General features: G+C 57.2%; 9 protein-coding genes. 4 read left to right on the top strand and 5 right to left on the bottom strand.

What is annotated here, in order from left to right; genetic code table 11:
* The first annotated feature begins 41 nt into the window (after positions 1–41).
* On the top strand, positions 42–398 hold the full coding sequence (uraH, locus tag AC2FGB_RS19030; RefSeq protein WP_142640109.1) for a hydroxyisourate hydrolase: 357 nt from the start codon (positions 42–44) through the stop codon (positions 396–398).
* A 141-nt stretch (positions 399–539) separates the two neighbouring features.
* Here uraH and AC2FGB_RS19025 read toward each other — a convergent pair whose 3' ends face one another.
* The gene (locus AC2FGB_RS19025) at positions 540–1,460 is read right to left on the bottom strand and encodes a LysR family transcriptional regulator (RefSeq protein WP_496694647.1); all 921 of its coding nucleotides are present in this window, start codon (positions 1,458–1,460) and stop codon (positions 540–542) included.
* 96 nt (positions 1,461–1,556) lie between these two features.
* On the opposite strand from AC2FGB_RS19025, the gene AC2FGB_RS19020 reads away from it, so the two are divergent.
* The 3 genes from AC2FGB_RS19020 (at position 1,557) to AC2FGB_RS19010 (ending at position 8,812) form a co-directional block, all read left to right on the top strand.
* On the top strand, positions 1,557–2,780 hold the full coding sequence (locus tag AC2FGB_RS19020) for a urate hydroxylase PuuD (protein ID WP_281973832.1): 1,224 nt from the start codon (positions 1,557–1,559) through the stop codon (positions 2,778–2,780).
* Positions 2,781–2,936: 156 nt separating this feature from the next.
* Positions 2,937–4,742, top strand: coding sequence for an autotransporter assembly complex protein TamA (locus AC2FGB_RS19015; protein WP_496690490.1), 1,806 nt, complete (start codon positions 2,937–2,939; stop codon positions 4,740–4,742).
* Complete coding sequence (locus AC2FGB_RS19010; RefSeq protein WP_496694646.1) at positions 4,739–8,812, top strand: translocation/assembly module TamB domain-containing protein; 4,074 nt, start codon at positions 4,739–4,741, stop codon at positions 8,810–8,812. The genes AC2FGB_RS19015 and AC2FGB_RS19010 overlap by 4 nt, the downstream gene beginning before the upstream one ends.
* A gap of 457 nt (positions 8,813–9,269) precedes the next feature.
* On the opposite strand, the gene AC2FGB_RS19005 is transcribed toward AC2FGB_RS19010, so the two are convergent.
* From AC2FGB_RS19005 to AC2FGB_RS18990, 4 genes are all read right to left on the bottom strand, one after another.
* Positions 9,270–10,202, bottom strand: coding sequence for a LytTR family DNA-binding domain-containing protein (locus AC2FGB_RS19005; protein WP_271952328.1), 933 nt, complete (start codon positions 10,200–10,202; stop codon positions 9,270–9,272).
* Positions 10,203–10,513: 311 nt separating this feature from the next.
* The gene (gene fdhF, locus AC2FGB_RS19000) at positions 10,514–13,297 is read right to left on the bottom strand and encodes a formate dehydrogenase subunit alpha (protein WP_496694645.1); all 2,784 of its coding nucleotides are present in this window, start codon (positions 13,295–13,297) and stop codon (positions 10,514–10,516) included.
* Positions 13,298–13,310: 13 nt separating this feature from the next.
* Positions 13,311–15,014 carry an NAD(P)H-dependent oxidoreductase subunit E gene (locus AC2FGB_RS18995; RefSeq protein WP_496694644.1) on the bottom strand — a complete coding sequence of 568 codons (1,704 nt, stop codon included), beginning with the start codon at positions 15,012–15,014 and terminating at the stop codon, positions 13,311–13,313.
* Between the two features lie 85 nt (positions 15,015–15,099).
* On the bottom strand, positions 15,100–15,981 hold the full coding sequence (locus AC2FGB_RS18990; protein ID WP_496694643.1) for a LysR family transcriptional regulator: 882 nt from the start codon (positions 15,979–15,981) through the stop codon (positions 15,100–15,102).
* Positions 15,982–16,188 lie beyond the last annotated feature (207 nt).

Below are 16,188 nucleotides of genomic sequence, written 5' to 3'. Positions count from 1 at the left end.
ACAGCCACTCGTTGCGGTGATTGGAATATTAGGAGAAACGCGTGGCAGGATACCTGACAACCCATGTTCTGGACACCGCCAAAGGCTGTCCCGCAGAGGGGCTGAAAATTGCTCTGTACGCGATTACCCAGGACGGACGCCACAAACTGGCTGAGATGCTGACCAATGCAGACGGGCGAACAGACAGCCCAATACTACCGCAAGCAAACTTTGAAACCGGGGAATATGAGCTTGTTTTCAGCGCGGGTGACTATCTGCGCGCCTCTGGCCAGGCGGATGACGAACCGCTGTTCCTGGATGAGATTCCAATCAGGTTTGGTATGTCTGAAGCAGACGCCCACTATCATGTGCCGCTCTTGCTTTCGCCATACAGCTACTCCACGTATCGTGGCAGCTAACTGACCGGGCGAACCTCCCACCCGTCGATCGCCCCTGCCGGGCCTCCTCCTGTTGAGCCGGGCGCCGCACCTGTTGGGCGCGGCGCGGATAGTGACGGTTACAGCTCTTCGAGAAAATTTACGCGCGGCCGGGAGCCTTTGCTAACCGTTGATGTCCGAGTTTTGCACAACCTTGCCAATTCGCGCGATCATGAAATCCATGAACAAACGCGCCTTGGGATCCTGGTGACGTCGATGGGTATAGAGACACGCCATCTGAACAGAGACAGGAGGTGTCTCCTTCGCAACCACCACCAGACGTCCTGCCTTGAGATGTTCCGCTGCCTCAAACACAGGTTTCATCGCGATCCCCTGCCCTGACAACGCCCAATCGGTCAAAACATCTCCGTCATCGCATTCAAACCGGCCCGACACGGCATAACGTCTTGGCCCGTCTGGAGTTTCCAGCATCCACTGAAACTCTGCGGCGCCGGGATACCGCAGGTTAAGACACTCGTGCTTTTCGGAAACAAGATCGGCTCCGTTTTGCGGCATCCCCCTGCGTTTTACATAGTCCGGTGCGGCACACAGAACCCGCGCGCAATCCGCGATCTTGCGAATACGCAGGGTGCTGTCCTCGGGCTGACCAATGAAAAAGGCCAGATCCAATCCTTCGGTCGTCAAGTCCACTGACCTGTCGGTCAGGCGCAATCGCACATCAATTTCGGGGTATTCCGAGAGAAATTCCGGCACATGTGGGGCTAATAACCTGCGCCCGACGCCCAAAGGCGCGGCTACGAACAGTGACCCGCGGGGGGCTTCGGTCAGGTGAACAACCTGCGCCTCGGCTTCATCTACAGCATCCAGGACCGCAACCGCTCCGGGGTAAAACGCACGTCCCTGCTCGGTCGGGCTGAGGTTACGTGTAGTCCGCTGAAACAGACGCACGCCCAAATGATCCTCAAGCTGTGATATTCGCGCCGAAGTCACCGCCGGTGAAACACGCAAATCCCTCCCGGCAGCAGACATGCTGCCCAGATCATAGACACGAACGAAGGTGCGAATATTGTCGAGATAGGACATCTTATCGTTTTTTTTGATACAGTTTGACAATATACGGGAATACCGAAGAAAAGCCAGTTTGCCTAGGGTGACTATAACCTACTGGAGAGAACTCTCATGTTTGAATTCGCCGTGTTCTGGGATTGGATGGCATTTGCTGTGCGCTGGCTGCACGTAATCACTGCTATCGCCTGGATCGGATCATCCTTTTACTTCATCGCTCTGGACCTTGGCCTGAACCGGGATATCCCCGGCCCCGCCGACGGGGAAGAATGGCAGGTACATGGCGGCGGCTTTTACCATATTCAGAAATACCTCGTCGCACCCGAGCGGATGCCGGATCATCTGACCTGGTTCAAATGGGAAAGCTATGCCACCTGGCTTAGCGGAGCTGCGCTGTTGATGATCGTCTACTGGGTTGGTGGAGAGCTTTATCTGATTGATGCCCAAAAGGCCGATCTGGCGCTGTGGCAGGGCATTCTGATCTCGGCTGCCTCGTTGACTATGGGCTGGCTTATCTACGACTTCCTGTGCAAATCCGGTCTGGGTGAGCGCCCAACATTACTGATGGTGCTGCTGTTTGTCCTGCTGGTGGTGATGGGCTGGGGGTACAACCAGATATTCACCGGGCGCGCGATGATGCTGCATCTGGGCGCATTCACCGCCACGATCATGACAGCGAATGTATTCTTCATCATCATGCCGAACCAGCGCATCGTCGTAGACGACCTTAAGAATGGCCGCACCCCGGACCCGAAATACGGCAAGATCGCCAAGTTGCGTTCGACTCATAACAACTATCTGACCTTGCCTGTGGTTTTCCTGATGCTTTCGAACCACTACCCGCTGGCCTTTGCCACCCAATACAACTGGATCATTGCGGCGCTGGTATTTCTGATGGGTGTCACAATCCGTCACTACTTCAATACACGCCACGCCCGCGCCGGTGATCCGACCTGGACGTGGCTGGTGACCGCTCTGCTATTCATCGCCATCATGTGGCTGTCCACCGCGCCTATGTACAAACCTCTGGAGGAGGCCGAGGCACAGCCGCTCACCGCATTTGAACAGAAATACGCTGAAGCAGACGGGTTCGAACAGGCACATGATGTCGTTCTGGGGCGCTGTTCCATGTGCCATGCGCGCGAACCGGTTTGGGACGGCATCCTGTGGGCGCCAAAGGGCATTCTTCTGGAAACCCAAGGTGACATCGCCCGCAATGCGAAACAGATTTACCTGCAGGCCGGTGTCAGTCACGCCATGCCACCCGCAAATGTCACCTATATGGAACCGGAAGATCGCGCGGCGATCATTCGCTGGTTCCGCAATGCTGGCCTTTGAACTGGCACTGAGCCATCACTTGTTCCGTTAATTTTCTTGGCCAAACGATAAACGCTTCCCCTACACGATTACAGATGTTCTAACTATCCTTAAGGGGCCGCCACATCCGAAAAGGCGCCGAAATTAATTTCTAGTTGGGGCAGCTGGAGCCAATAGATGCAGCGAATAAGACAATGCAGCTTTGTGAGAAATTGTCTGTTCGGAATAGTCGTCGCCACATTGCCCACATCGCTGGCCGCATTGGAAACCGTCCTCACGGCACCGGGCGCTCCGAAAGCGCTGGTTGAACGGATCGAAGATACCGCATCGGTGACAACCGCAGAATCCCGCGGGCTGGACACGCCGCTTGAACTTTTGTCAGCGGCCCTGTCGGACTATACCACCATTGTACAGATCCTTTATGACGAAGGCTATTTCAGTCCCGTCGTCAGCATTAAACTGGACGGGAAAGAGGCGGCGGAACTCAGTTCACTCAACGTGCCCAATCAGATCAACAAAATCGTGATTGCTGTTAAAACCGGCCCAACCTTCACATTTGGCCAGGCGGTGGTCCGGCCGATCGCGACCGAAACGGTTCTTCCCGAAGACTATGCGTCGGGCAAACTGGCCACCACCGGCGCCATTCAGCAAGCCGCGTCAGCAGGCGTGCAGGGATGGCGTGACGCTGGTCATGCCAAGGCCGAGGTCAGCGGCCAGAAAGTCATTGCCCGCCACGCCCAGGCAAAGCTGGATTCCCGCATTGACCTCGCTCCGGGACCGCGTCTGAGCTTTGGAAAAATGTACATCAAAGGCGACAGCGATGTTCGCCACAGGTCCGTCGAGCAAATCGCCGGCTTCCCAACCGGAGAGGTGTATTCCCCCCAGCAGGTGCAAAAGGTCGGAACCCGGCTTCGCCGCACCGGCACGTTTAATATTGTCTCGATCGAAGAGCACGACACTCCCAACCCTGATGGCTCCCTGGATTTCGATGTCTATCTTGAAGACATGCCCAAACGCCGCCTGACCTTCGGTTTGGAAGTGGCCTCGCGCGACGGGATGGAGCTGTCGACGACCTGGACGCATCGCAACGTGTTCCGCCGCGCCCAGCGGCTGCGGTTTGAGGCATCGTTGCGCAATATTGGCGGGGCCGAGGATCTGGACGGGCGCATCGGGCTGCGGCTGGACCAGCCCGACCGGCTGGGCCCCGATGACAGTACGTTCTGGAGCGCCCTTCTGGAACGTCGCAACACCGACAATTACAACGTGACGGTGACGTCTCTGGCCTATGGTGCAAGACGCACATTTTCAGACCGCCTATACGCCGAGGCATCCGCCGGGTTTCAGTGGTCGGATGCAGATGACGCCTATGGCGACGGGCGTAAGTTCCGCTATTTCATCCTGCCGTTCCGCTCCGAATGGGATGAAAGGGACAGCAAGGTCAGCGCCGCCAATGGCTATTACCTGGATGCCCGTGTGATGCCATTTGTCGGCCTGTCCGACACAGAAACAGGCCTCAGGATGTTTGCGGACGCGCGTGCCTATACCAGTCTGCGGACGCAAGGTCGTCTCGTGCTGGCCGGACGGGTCCAGATTGGGTCGATTGTAGGACCCGCCTTGGACGGGGTCACACCCGATTTCCTGTTTTTTTCGGGCGGTGCGGGCACTGTGCGCGGTCAGCCCTATGAGAGCCTCGGCATCCCTGTTGGCAATGAGGTTGCTGGCGGCAAGTCTTTCCTCGGTCTATCTGGCGAAGTTCGCGGCAAAATCACCGAGACAATATCGCTGGTCGGGTTTTATGATTATGGTGTTGTCGACACGTCCTCTTTTGTCAGCAGCGCTGCAGAGAGCCATTCCGGCGCCGGGCTTGGGATCAGATACGACCTTGGCGGCTTTGGCCCCCTGCGTCTTGATTTGGCCCTTCCCGTTCAGGGCGACACCGGAGATGGTCTGCAGTTTTACATCGGAATTGGTCAGGCATTTTGACACATCGTTTCTCATATCCAGTTTTGGCTGCTGTTCTGCTGTGGGTGCCGTACCCCGTTCTGGCGCAGGACGAAGGCGGCAGTATGCTAGAGCAGTTTCTGCAGGATACCCTGTCCGGTGATGATCAGAACGTGACCGTCAAAGGCTTGCAAGGCGCCCTCAGCGCACGGGCCACAATCGCAGAGATCACCGTATCGGATGATGAGGGCGTCTGGCTGACCATCAAAGATGCCGAACTGGATTGGAACAGACTGGCCCTGATACGTGGGCGGTTCTCGGTCAATGCGCTGACAGCGCAAGAGATCGACGTAGCCCGTGCGCCGGGCGCCACAACCAAAGATGCCCCTCCTCCTTCTGCGGAAACCCAGACATTCCAGCTGCCCGAGCTGCCTGTCGCAGTTGAAATCGGCGAAATCCGCGTGGATCAGTTGTCGCTGGGGCAGCCGCTGATTGGGGTGGCCGCCGACTTATCCGTCACCGGAAATCTGTCGCTTGCTGATGGAACGCTGGACACCAATCTCGACGTGGTGCGGCTGGACCGTGCCGGAGATGAGATCACATTGACCGCCGGGTTTGACAACTCGACAAGCGAGATCAATCTGGACCTGAACGTGGCCGAGGCATCCGGCGGGCTTATTTCGACCGCTTTGAACATTCCCGACAGCCCAACGATCGAGCTGACGGCAAAAGGTGCCGGACCGCTGACGGATTTCACCGCCGATATCGGGCTGAGCAGTGACGGGCAGCAGCGTCTGGCTGGGCAGGTTCGGCTTGGTTCGGCCCCTGACGACTCTGCGGAAGGCATAGCATTTACCGCCGATCTGAACGGAGACCTGACACCCTTCGTCGGCCCTGCCATCGACCCGTTTTTCGGGACGGACTCGCGGCTGTTCGTGCAGGGCCAGACCCTGCCCGAAGGGGCGCTGGACCTGTCCGATCTTCAGCTTGCAACGCAGGCCCTGAACCTTGAAGGGAAGTTGGCCCTTGCCGAAGGTGGCACATTGCAGTTTGCCGCCTTGCAGGGACGCATTACCCCGCCGCAGGGACAGGCGGTAACGCTTCCGGTTGGCGGTGGTGACAAAACGATCAAGTCCGCGCATATCTCGACCTTGTTTGATCAGAAAAACGGCAATCTCTGGGATCTTAGCCTGACAGCAGATAAGTTCAAATCCCCCCAAGCCGAACTTGAGAGCATGCAAATTATCGCGCAAGGCGTGCTCGATCAGACCCTTGGATTTACAGTGAACGGCGATCTGCAAGCCAGCGTCACGGGCATTGATCTGACCGATCCGAACCTGAATACAGCCGTCGGAGATCGCATCACGCTGGACGGGCAGTTTGAGTATGGTGATGACCAGTCGCTGACATTGTCCGGTTTCGAACTGGTCGGGTCGGATTACACTCTGGCGCTGGACACGCTGATCAGTGGATTGACCAGCGGATTGGCTGTTGATGGCAAGGCTACGCTGGACGCTACCGACCTGTCCCGGTTCTCTGGCCTTGCCCAGTTGGAACTGGCAGGGGCGGCGTCGGCAGAGGTTCAGGGCAAGGGCTCTCCGCTTGAGGGCAGCTTTGATGGCAAAGTGGTTGTTCAGGGCAACAACCTATCGACCGGTCGCGACGATATCGACCCCGTAATCACCGGCCAGACCACCATCGCTCTGGATGCTCGTCGTGGGGCGGATGGAATATCCATACGCGAGTTCAAACTGAACGGTCAGGCCGCGCAGGCACAGGCCAGTGGCGAAGTGACCACGCCTGATGGCAATCTGACAATCGACGGTCAGGCCAGCCTCAACGCGCCCGACCTCTCGGTCTTTTCCGGGCTGGCCCAGCGGCAGCTTGGCGGGTCGCTCAGCGCGCAAATGGACGGCAAAGGCACCCTGCCGACGCAAGAGTTTGATGGCACGGCCAGCATTACGACGCAGGATCTGCAGGCAGGTATGTCCGAAGTCGATCCTCTGCTTGCCGGCAAAACCGTGATCACCTGGGATGGTGCGAAAACGGGAGACCTTATCGACATACGCAAAGCCACCATCAACGGACGGGCCGTGACAGCACAAGTAAGCGCGTCGATCAATGACCCAACCGGCAATCTAGTTCTTGATGGTCAGGCACAAGTGACAGTCCCTGATCTTTCGCTATTTTCGGATCTCGCGGGCCGGGATCTTGCCGGGTCGGTTACCGCGGATATCAATGGCAACGGAGCTTTGTCCAGCCAGACCTTCGACATAGCCGGCGATGTCGATGCGCAGGACGTCCAGATTGGCATCAGTCTCGTCGACAAACTGATCGAAGGTCGAACGACGCTGCGTGTCGATGCCGAGAACAGTGATCAGGGTCTGAATGTCCAAAACTTCAAACTGCGGGGCACGGCCTTGACCGCAGACGCTTCGGGTCAGGTCAGCAAAGAGACCGGAGGGCTGAGCTATTCGGTAGAGCTGGACGATCTGGCGCGGATTTCCAAGACGTTGTCAGGACCACTGACGCTGGAAGGCAACGCCGCGCCAACAGCTTCGGGCCTTGAAGGAAGAGTCAGCTTGCGTGGGCCGGACAGTTCATACGCGTCGCTGACGGGGTCGGTCGGCTCTGACGGATCGGCAGACTTGGACTTTGACGCCGAGCTAAACAAGGTCGAGCGTTTCGCCCCAGATTTTCCTGGTACAATCACCGCTAATGGGACCGCAAAGCGCAAGGCAGGCGTCTGGACTATCAACTCTTCGGCGCAGGGCCCGGCACAGATCACCGGCAAAATCTCGGGCACCTTCGATGAAACCACAGGAAACGCCGATCTGCAGGCGCAAGGCGGGGTTAATATCGGTATCGCAAACCTGTTCATCACCCCCAACCAAATCGACGGGACTGCGCGGTACGACCTTAGCTTGAATGGCCAACCCTCGCTTGAGGCGCTCAGCGGGTCGATCACGACCTCTGGAACCTCGTTGGCGATACCGGGAGCCGGTCAGACCATTACCGGCATCAGTGGCGCGGTCGAGTTGGCCAACAACCGCGCCAACATCTCCCTAAATGGTGGAACCCGCGCCGGGGGTAATTTCACCGTCGCGGGCCCGATTGACCTGACGCCTCCGTTCAATGCGCAAATTACGACCACGCTCAATCGTCTCGTGCTGACGGATCAGCTTTTGTACGAGACGATCCTGAACGGGCAAATCGCAATGACCGGAGCTTTGGCCGGCAACAGCACAATAGTCGGGCAAATTACATTCGAGGAAACCAATATTAATCTCGCCGCCGCCTCGGGTGCGGTCGGCGCTGCACCCATACCAGAGATCGAACATATCAACGAAAACGCGGCCAGCTATAGGACTCGGGAACGTGCCCGTTTGGTAAAACAGGACAATGCCACCCAAAGCGATTCCCGTATTGCGCTGGACATCGCTCTGCTCGCCCCCAAGGCCGTGTTTGTCCGAGGTCGAGGCGTGAATGCCGAACTCGGCGGACAGCTGTACATAGGCGGAACAACAACCTCGATCATTCCTTCGGGCCAGATCGCTCTAATCCGAGGCAATTTCGACATTCTGGGCCGCAGGCTGGCCCTGACAAAAGGGATCGTGACCCTACAAGGCGACTTGACACCCTATATCGAATTTGAATCATCAAACAGCACCTCGGACGGGACCGCTACAATCGAAATCGCCGGGCCGCTGGACGCCCCCGAGGTCAACGTGTTCTCGGATCCGGAACGGCCAGCAGAAGAGGCGCTGGCCATGCTGTTGTTTGGCAACCGTTTCTCTGAGCTGTCGCCCTTTGTCATTGCCCAGATGGCGGCTTCGCTGGCGCAGCTCAGCGGTGCAGGAGGGGATGCGACCAAGGGTCTGAGGGAGTCGACCGGTGTCGACACAGTCGATATCGGAGCAACGTCAAGCGGCGGAATTTTGGGCGCCGGGGCGTATCTGGGTGACAATCTCTATACCGATTTCAACGTGAACACCGAAGGAAATACCGAAGTGAACCTCAATCTGGACGTCACCGATAATATCACAATGCGCGGAACCGTTGACGGGCGGGGGGAAACGGGATTGGGTGTCTTTTTCGAGCGCGACTACTAATCCTGCGCGAAACTCTGCATCTGTGACAACAGTTTCGGGCCAAATCACAGGAAGGCAGGGAATTTCATTAACCCCTTTACTATCAATTTCTTAACATGACAGCGAATGCACAAGTCGCTCTATTCATTTCGTGCGACACGAATTTTCATTGCCGTTCGTTTCGAATTTTTGACGTTTCGTACCAATTTCATTGCCAGGTCCGTGCCTATGCAGGAAAAGAAGGCAGCGCCTGGTTTTGCGGCGTCTTTATCGAGTGACTTGTTGACCAGTACGACCTGATTATAGAGGGGGAAAAACTCAAAATCGGGGAAAGCAAAAGATCAAAATTCAAATCTTTTCATTACTAAAAATATTGAACTGCCCACCTTCCCATCCACTGCGTATTCTGTACCCAGCAGCGATGGGAAGGTGGATTATCTAAACGAACCGATAAGCCGGATGTTTCCGCCGAACGATGTCAGGTTTGTTGTTGTGAAGCTTTAACTGTTGCCGGGCTTTCCGCTGACGCCATCTCGGACAGCCAATCACGCACGGCGCCGTGCCGGCTACGGGCGATCGCGATCTTTTTGCCGCAGCCCAGAACCAGATATCCGACTTCATTCAGGCTTTTAGCAATATCCACACACCGATTAGCAACCCAAAAGGACCGATGCACCTGTAGGCCATAGCATTCTGGCATTTGCGATAGGATGCCTTTGAACGTTGAACGCACCAGCACTTCTTTTTCATCTACACGCAGGGTGACATAGTGCTGCTGAGCCTGAACGAACAAGATATCCTTGGCCAAAAAATTTTGCCCATTGGCGGACACTAAACCATTGGCCACAGGAACACGGGATTCCACTCTGCTATCCGGCTCGTCCTCGGGTTGCGGATCGCCGGCGCGCAGGCGGGCCAGATAAGGTGGAAAAACCCAAACGATTACGATCACTTCAATTCCAACGACGAGAAAGTACTGAGGCAGCAAAAGCGGCGAGTTTTCAAAGCTGAAAGACAGAAACGTACTGAAAACCATTGTCGTTGCGAATTGGGCAAACTTCATCGCCCCATACGCAACGGGAAAACATGTCAGCGGGGTGAAAAACCGTTTGATGCCCAGATATCGGCTGCAGACTGCCTCAAAAAGCAACATCAGAACCACCGAACCCATATACCCCAGCAATCCGAACATCCAATAGATCGATCGCCCCAGCCCGTTTAGCGGTTCAGCAAACAATGACGGCGTCGCACCAAGGAGCAACAGCATCAAAGCGGGCAGAAACATCAGGAAGTTTCTGGACAGGAAAAAACTAAGGACTTCGCTCAGGATCGCATCAACCGACATACCCGGCAATACGACAAACGAAAGCTCAGCCTGTTTCAAATCGTTATACACGTCTTGCGGTTTCATTCAGCCCTTGTTGCTCTGATCGCACTACTACCATCTATTTCGGCTTCGGCGCCTAGGCCCGACTGCCCACAGGTTCGGGCCCTGCGCAATCGGTTCCCCAATTTCGTTTCCAAACCCAATCAAGACCTAACCTCACGACCGCAAAATGGGCGCTTGGTGGCGTTTTCTTAGGTTTAAAATTGCTGAAACCAGAGAAATATGGCGCAAATGGCGCAAAGCTGAGTGGGAAATGCCTATTTCCCCGTTGACGTTGCGGAAACCTAAAAGGGCGGCCTCGCAAGGCCGCCCTCAAAAACTCTACTCCGACACTCTTACTCAGCCGCGATTACGCCTTCGATCTTTTCAACGCGAATGGCCGAGAATTTGAACTCAGGGATTTTACCATAAGGGTCGATGGCCGAGTTGGTCAGGATATTCGCTGCCGCCTCAACATAGGCAAAGGGGATGAACACCATGTCCTCTGCAATCGCCCGGTCGGCACGCACCATGATCTCGATCGAGCCGCGACGGGTGGTCAGGCGAATGGTCTCGCCCGGTTCGATTCCCATCAGCTTTAGCTGACGTGGGTTCATCGAACAGTTGGCCTCCGGTTCAACCGCATCCAGCACCGTGGCCCGGCGGGTCATTGACCCTGTGTGCCAATGTTCAAGCTGACGACCCGTGGTGGCGATCATCGGATACTCCTCATCCGGCGCTTCATCCGGCTGGATCACACTGGCAGGAGTGAACTTGGCCCGCCCATCGGCACGAGGGAAGCCATCACCAAACACAATCGCTTGGCCCGGATCGGTCTCAGACAGCGACGGGTAGGTGATTGTTTCGGTCTCCAGCCGCTCCCAGGTGATGTTGTCGAGCGACGCCATGGTCAGCTTCATCTCATCAAACACCTGGCTAACATCGGCGTAATCCCAGTTCAGCCCGATGCGTTGCGCAAGCTCAACGGTGATTTTCCAGTCCTCACGCGCCTCACCCGGAGGTGCCACAGCCGGACGCACACGCTGAACTTGACGGTTGGTGTTCGACACGGTGCCGTTCTTTTCATACAGCGCCGAGGCAGGCAGGATGATGTCGGCGTAGTTCGCCGTTTCGGTCAGGAAGATGTCCTGCACGATCATCAACTCCAGCTTGGCCAGTGCGTCCCGCGCGTGGCCTACATCGGGGTCGGACATGGCTGGGTTTTCACCCTGAATATACATGCCCTTGATATTACCCGCATATGCTTGATCGATGATTTCAGTGACGGTCAGGCCTTTTTCGTTCGAGAAATCCTCAGATCCCCAGACCGAGCTGAACTGTGCCCGAATGCCGTCATCCATAACCGACTGATAATCCGGCAGGAACATCGGGATCAGACCCGCGTCAGACGCGCCCTGCACGTTGTTCTGGCCACGCAGCGGGTGCAGACCCGCGCCGGGTTTACCAACATTGCCGGTCATCAATGCCAGCGAGATCAGGCATCGTGAGTTATCCGTGCCGTGGATGTGCTGACTGACGCCCATACCCCAGAAGATCAGACCAGCCTTGGCCTGCGCGAAGGTACGCGCGACACGACGCAGCTGATCTGGCTCAATGCCACAAATGGGCGCCATTGCCTCGGGCGTGTAGGCGCGCAGATGCTCTTTTTCGGCTTCCCAGTTCTCGGTCCAGCGGTGGATGTACTGGCTGTCGTACAGTTCCTCTTCGACGATCACGTTCATGATCGCGTTTAGCATCGAGACATCAGCCCCCGGACGGAATTGCAGCATCTCGTTCGCGAACTTGCGCATACCGACGCCGCGCGGGTCCATCACGATCAGCTTGCCACCGCGCTTGGTGAACTGCTTGAAGTAGGTTGCCGCCACGGGGTGGTTTTCAATCGGGTTGGCGCCGATGATGATAACCACGTCCGAGTTTTCAACCTCGTTAAAGGTCGCGGTCACCGCGCCCGAGCCCACGTTCTCGATCAGCGCCGCCACGGACGAGGCATGGCACAGACGGGTGCAGTGGTCGACGTTGTTGTGCTTGAAGCCCTGACGAATGAATTTCTGGAACAGATAGGCTTCTTCGTTGGTGCATTTGGCCGAACCAAAGCCAGCGACGTTGCGCGGATCTTCATCACGCAGCGCTTTCAGCTTGGTTGCCGCCAGTTCCATCGCCTCTTCCCAGCTCGCTTCGCGGAAATGGGTCGACAGGTCTGACGGATCGACGTTCAACCCTTTGGCAGGCGCATCCTCGCGCCGGATCAGCGGCTTGGTCAGGCGGTGGGGATGGTGGATATAGTCGAACCCAAACCGGCCTTTAACACACAGGCGGCCTTCATTGGCGGGGCCGTTGATCCCCTCGACATATTTCACCTTGCCGTCTTTGACCTTGAGCGAGACCTTACAGCCCACGCCGCAGAACGGGCAGACACTTTCGGTCTCGGAATCATAGTCCTTGCTGTCTCCAACCTGCTGATCGTCCAGCACCGTGGCTGGCATCAGAGCACCGGTCGGACAGGCCTGAACGCATTCGCCGCAGGCCACACAGGTTGAATCGCCCATCGGGTCGTTCTGATCGAACACCACCTGCGCGGTGTGACCGCGCCCGGCCATCCCGATCACATCATTGACCTGCACATCCCGGCAGGCCCGGACGCAGAGGTTGCAGTTGATGCAAGCATCCAGATTAACCCGCATCGCGATATGGCTGTCATCCAGCAACGGGATTTTCTCGACCTCTTTGGCCGGGAACCGGCTGTCGCTGACATCGTTCAGTTCGGCCATGTCCCAGAAATGGCTGGATTTGTCGTGGGCCTCTTCGGGTTGATCGGCGACCAGCAATTCCATGACCATTGCGCGCGATTTCTCGGCACGGTCGCTGTCGGTTTTCACCACCATGCCGTCCGCCGCAGGGCGAATGCACGAAGCGACAAGAGTGCGCTCGCCTTCCACCTCGACCATGCAGGCGCGGCAATTGCCGTCGGGTTTGTAGCCCGGCTGCGGCTTATGACACAGGTGCGGAATGGTGAACCCCTGCCCCTTGGCGGCTTCCCAGATGGTCCAGCCTTCGGGCACGGTGACGTCATTTCCGTTCAGATTGAAGGTGACGGTCTTGGTTGGGCTTGCATCAAGCATGGCTCTGTCTCCCTCAGATTTCGTCAGCGAAATGTTTCATGACCAGGCGGATCGGGTTCGGGGCCGCCTGCCCCAGTCCGCAGATCGAGGCATCGCCCATGACCTGGCACAGATCTTCCAGCAGATCCTGATCCCACTTGTCAGCCTGCATCAGCTTGACCGCCTTTTCACAGCCCGCCCGGCAGGGCGTGCACTGGCCACAGCTTTCATCCTCGAAGAAGCGCAACATGTTCAGCGCAGCATCGCGGGCCGTATCCTGATCGGACAGAACCACCACAGCAGCGGAACCGATAAACGTCCCGTGTGGTTGTAAGGTGTCGAAGTCCAGAGGGATATCATCCATCGACGCAGGCAGCAGACCCGAAGACGGCCCACCCGGCTGATACGCCTTGAAAGTCTGACCCTCGGCCATGCCGCCAGCCGCCTCAATCACATCCACAATGGTCGACCCTGCGGGCAGTAGATAGACGCCCGGCTGCGCCACCCGGCCCGAGACCGAATAGCTGCGCAGACCCGTGCGCCCATTCTTTTCCGTGCTGTTGAGGCATTCCGGCCCCTCGCGGCAGATTTTCGACACCCAATAGAGCGTCTCGACATTGTGCACCAAGGTCGGACGGTTAAAGACCCCAACCTGCGCCACAAACGGAGGCCGGTGACGCGGTAAGCCTTTCTTGCCTTCGATCGACTCGATCATCGCGGATTCTTCGCCGCATATATAGGCACCGGCGCCCCGGCGCAGATCGATATATCCCTTTTCAATCAGGCCAGCTTGTTCCAGCTCGGCAATCTCGCGGCGTAGAATTTCCAGCACCGCCGGATATTCATCGCGCATATAGATAAAGCAGGTCTCGGCCTCTACCGCCCAGGCAGCTATTAGCATGCCTTCAAGGAAGACATGCGGCGTGCGTTCAAGGTAGTAGCGATCTTTGAACGTGCCAGGCTCGCCTTCATCGCCATTCACGGCCAGATAACGGGTGCCTTCGTTCATGCGAACGAAGCCCCATTTCTTGCCGGACGGGAAGCCAGCTCCACCCAGACCGCGCAAGCCCGAGGACAGGATGTCTTCCTGTACTTTCTCCCAATCACCGCTCTCGCGCAGCTCTTTCAGCTTTGCATAGCCGCCGTTTGCTTCATATGCCGCAAAGGTTTCATAGGCGGGCAGATGGGCGTGGGTATCATCCGCAGCAATCGCCGCCTGCACCTTTTCAGGGGTGGCATGGTCGATATGGTTATGCCCGATCTCCAGCACAGGCGCAGTATCGCAACGACCCATGCAAGGCGCACGCAGGACACGGACGTTGGAAGGATCAAGACCGTCTTCCAACGCCTTTTGCAACTGCTGGGCACCGGCCATTTCGCAGGACAGGGAATCGCAGACGCGGATGGTCAGCGCGGGCGGCGGGGTTTCATCCTCTTTCACCACATCGAAATGGGCATAGAAGGTGGCGGTCTCATATATCTCGGCCTGACCAATCCGCATCTCGACGGCCAGCGCAGCAATATGATCGGCGCTGATATGGCCGTGTTCGTCCTGAATCAGATGCAGAAATTCGATCAAAAGGTCGCGACGGCGGGGACGATCGCCCAGCAGGCGCGTGATCTCGGCCTGTGCCTCATCCGTGAACTGACGGCCTTTGGGTGTGTGCCGCCCCTTGCCTTTACCTGACTTCCAGACGCCCTTTGGCGCGCCTGATGGCTTGGTATCTAATGGTGCCATGATGCCCTCCGATTCAGGCCCCGTGTCTCATCAGACTAGCATATCGTCAAATCGCATATTTCAATCGCACGATAACGACACCTTATCACCGCAAAGACGCCACCACCGCGCGCAACGCTCCAACCGTTGGCAGTTCCGGATCGCGTGTCAGGGTCGCCAGACAGATAGGTTTGCTGACCACCGGATCGACCAAAGGCAGAACCTTTGTTCCCTTCAGATCCCCCAACGCCCGAACCAACACGCGTGGCACCACGGTGGCCGCCAATCCCTCACGCGCCATGACCATTGAGGCAGTGAACCCGCTGGTTTCCGCGACCACATGAGGATGCAGGCCCTGTTCGGCGAAAATCCGGTCTAATATGCGGCGGTTCTGCATCTGCGGTTCAAGCAGGCTGACCGGAAATTCGGCGACCCGCGCCCAGGGTATTGGCCCCGTTTCGTCTGTCATATGAGACGGGATCAACAGGACATAGGTTTCTTCATACAGCGACTGTACCTGCCGCAAATCGGTGCCGATACTGTCGCCATATGTGATGCCCGCATCCAGACTGCCTTCGTCCAGCCGATGTTGAATGGCCGTAGCCGACATCGTTTCGATCCGAGTGATGATGCGCGGATGCGCCTGCTGCAGACGCTTGATCAACCGGCCCGTAAAGGCGATTGCGGTCGGGATCACGCCCAGTATCAGAGTCCCCGTGATTTCCCCCTTTGCCGCCTGCACCTGCTGTTCCAAGGCCTTGGTGTCGTCCAGAATGCGCCGCGCCCGCTGGACGATCATCTCGCCCTCTTCGGTCAGGCCCTGAAACCGGTTGGCGCGGCGGACGATGGACACGCCCAACCGATCCTCTAGGTTGCGAATACGCATTGAAAACGCAGGCTGGGAAATCCCGCATTCCTCGGCTGCCTTTGCAAAATGCCGGTGCCGCGCCAAAGCGCTGAGCAGTTGCAGGTCGCGGATTTCGATCATGTGGCGGCATCACTCATATCAGGTCGATGCCGACACTAGCGGAATTCCTTGGGATACGGAAAGCAGGAGTTAAACCCGGCCCCTCCTCGAACCGATCCTTATTACCATTGGTAATGCCAAGTTTGGGCCTTAGGGTCAGGACTCATAGCCAATAGATGACGAGAGCTGCGATGGCGATTGCTGAGAGGAAGACCTTCGGGCACCTGT

Source organism: Ruegeria sp. CDSC021 (assembly GCF_059610845.1).
The sequence above is the reverse complement of the archived record's forward strand: the minus strand, read 5'-3'. Positions and strand labels throughout refer to the sequence as shown.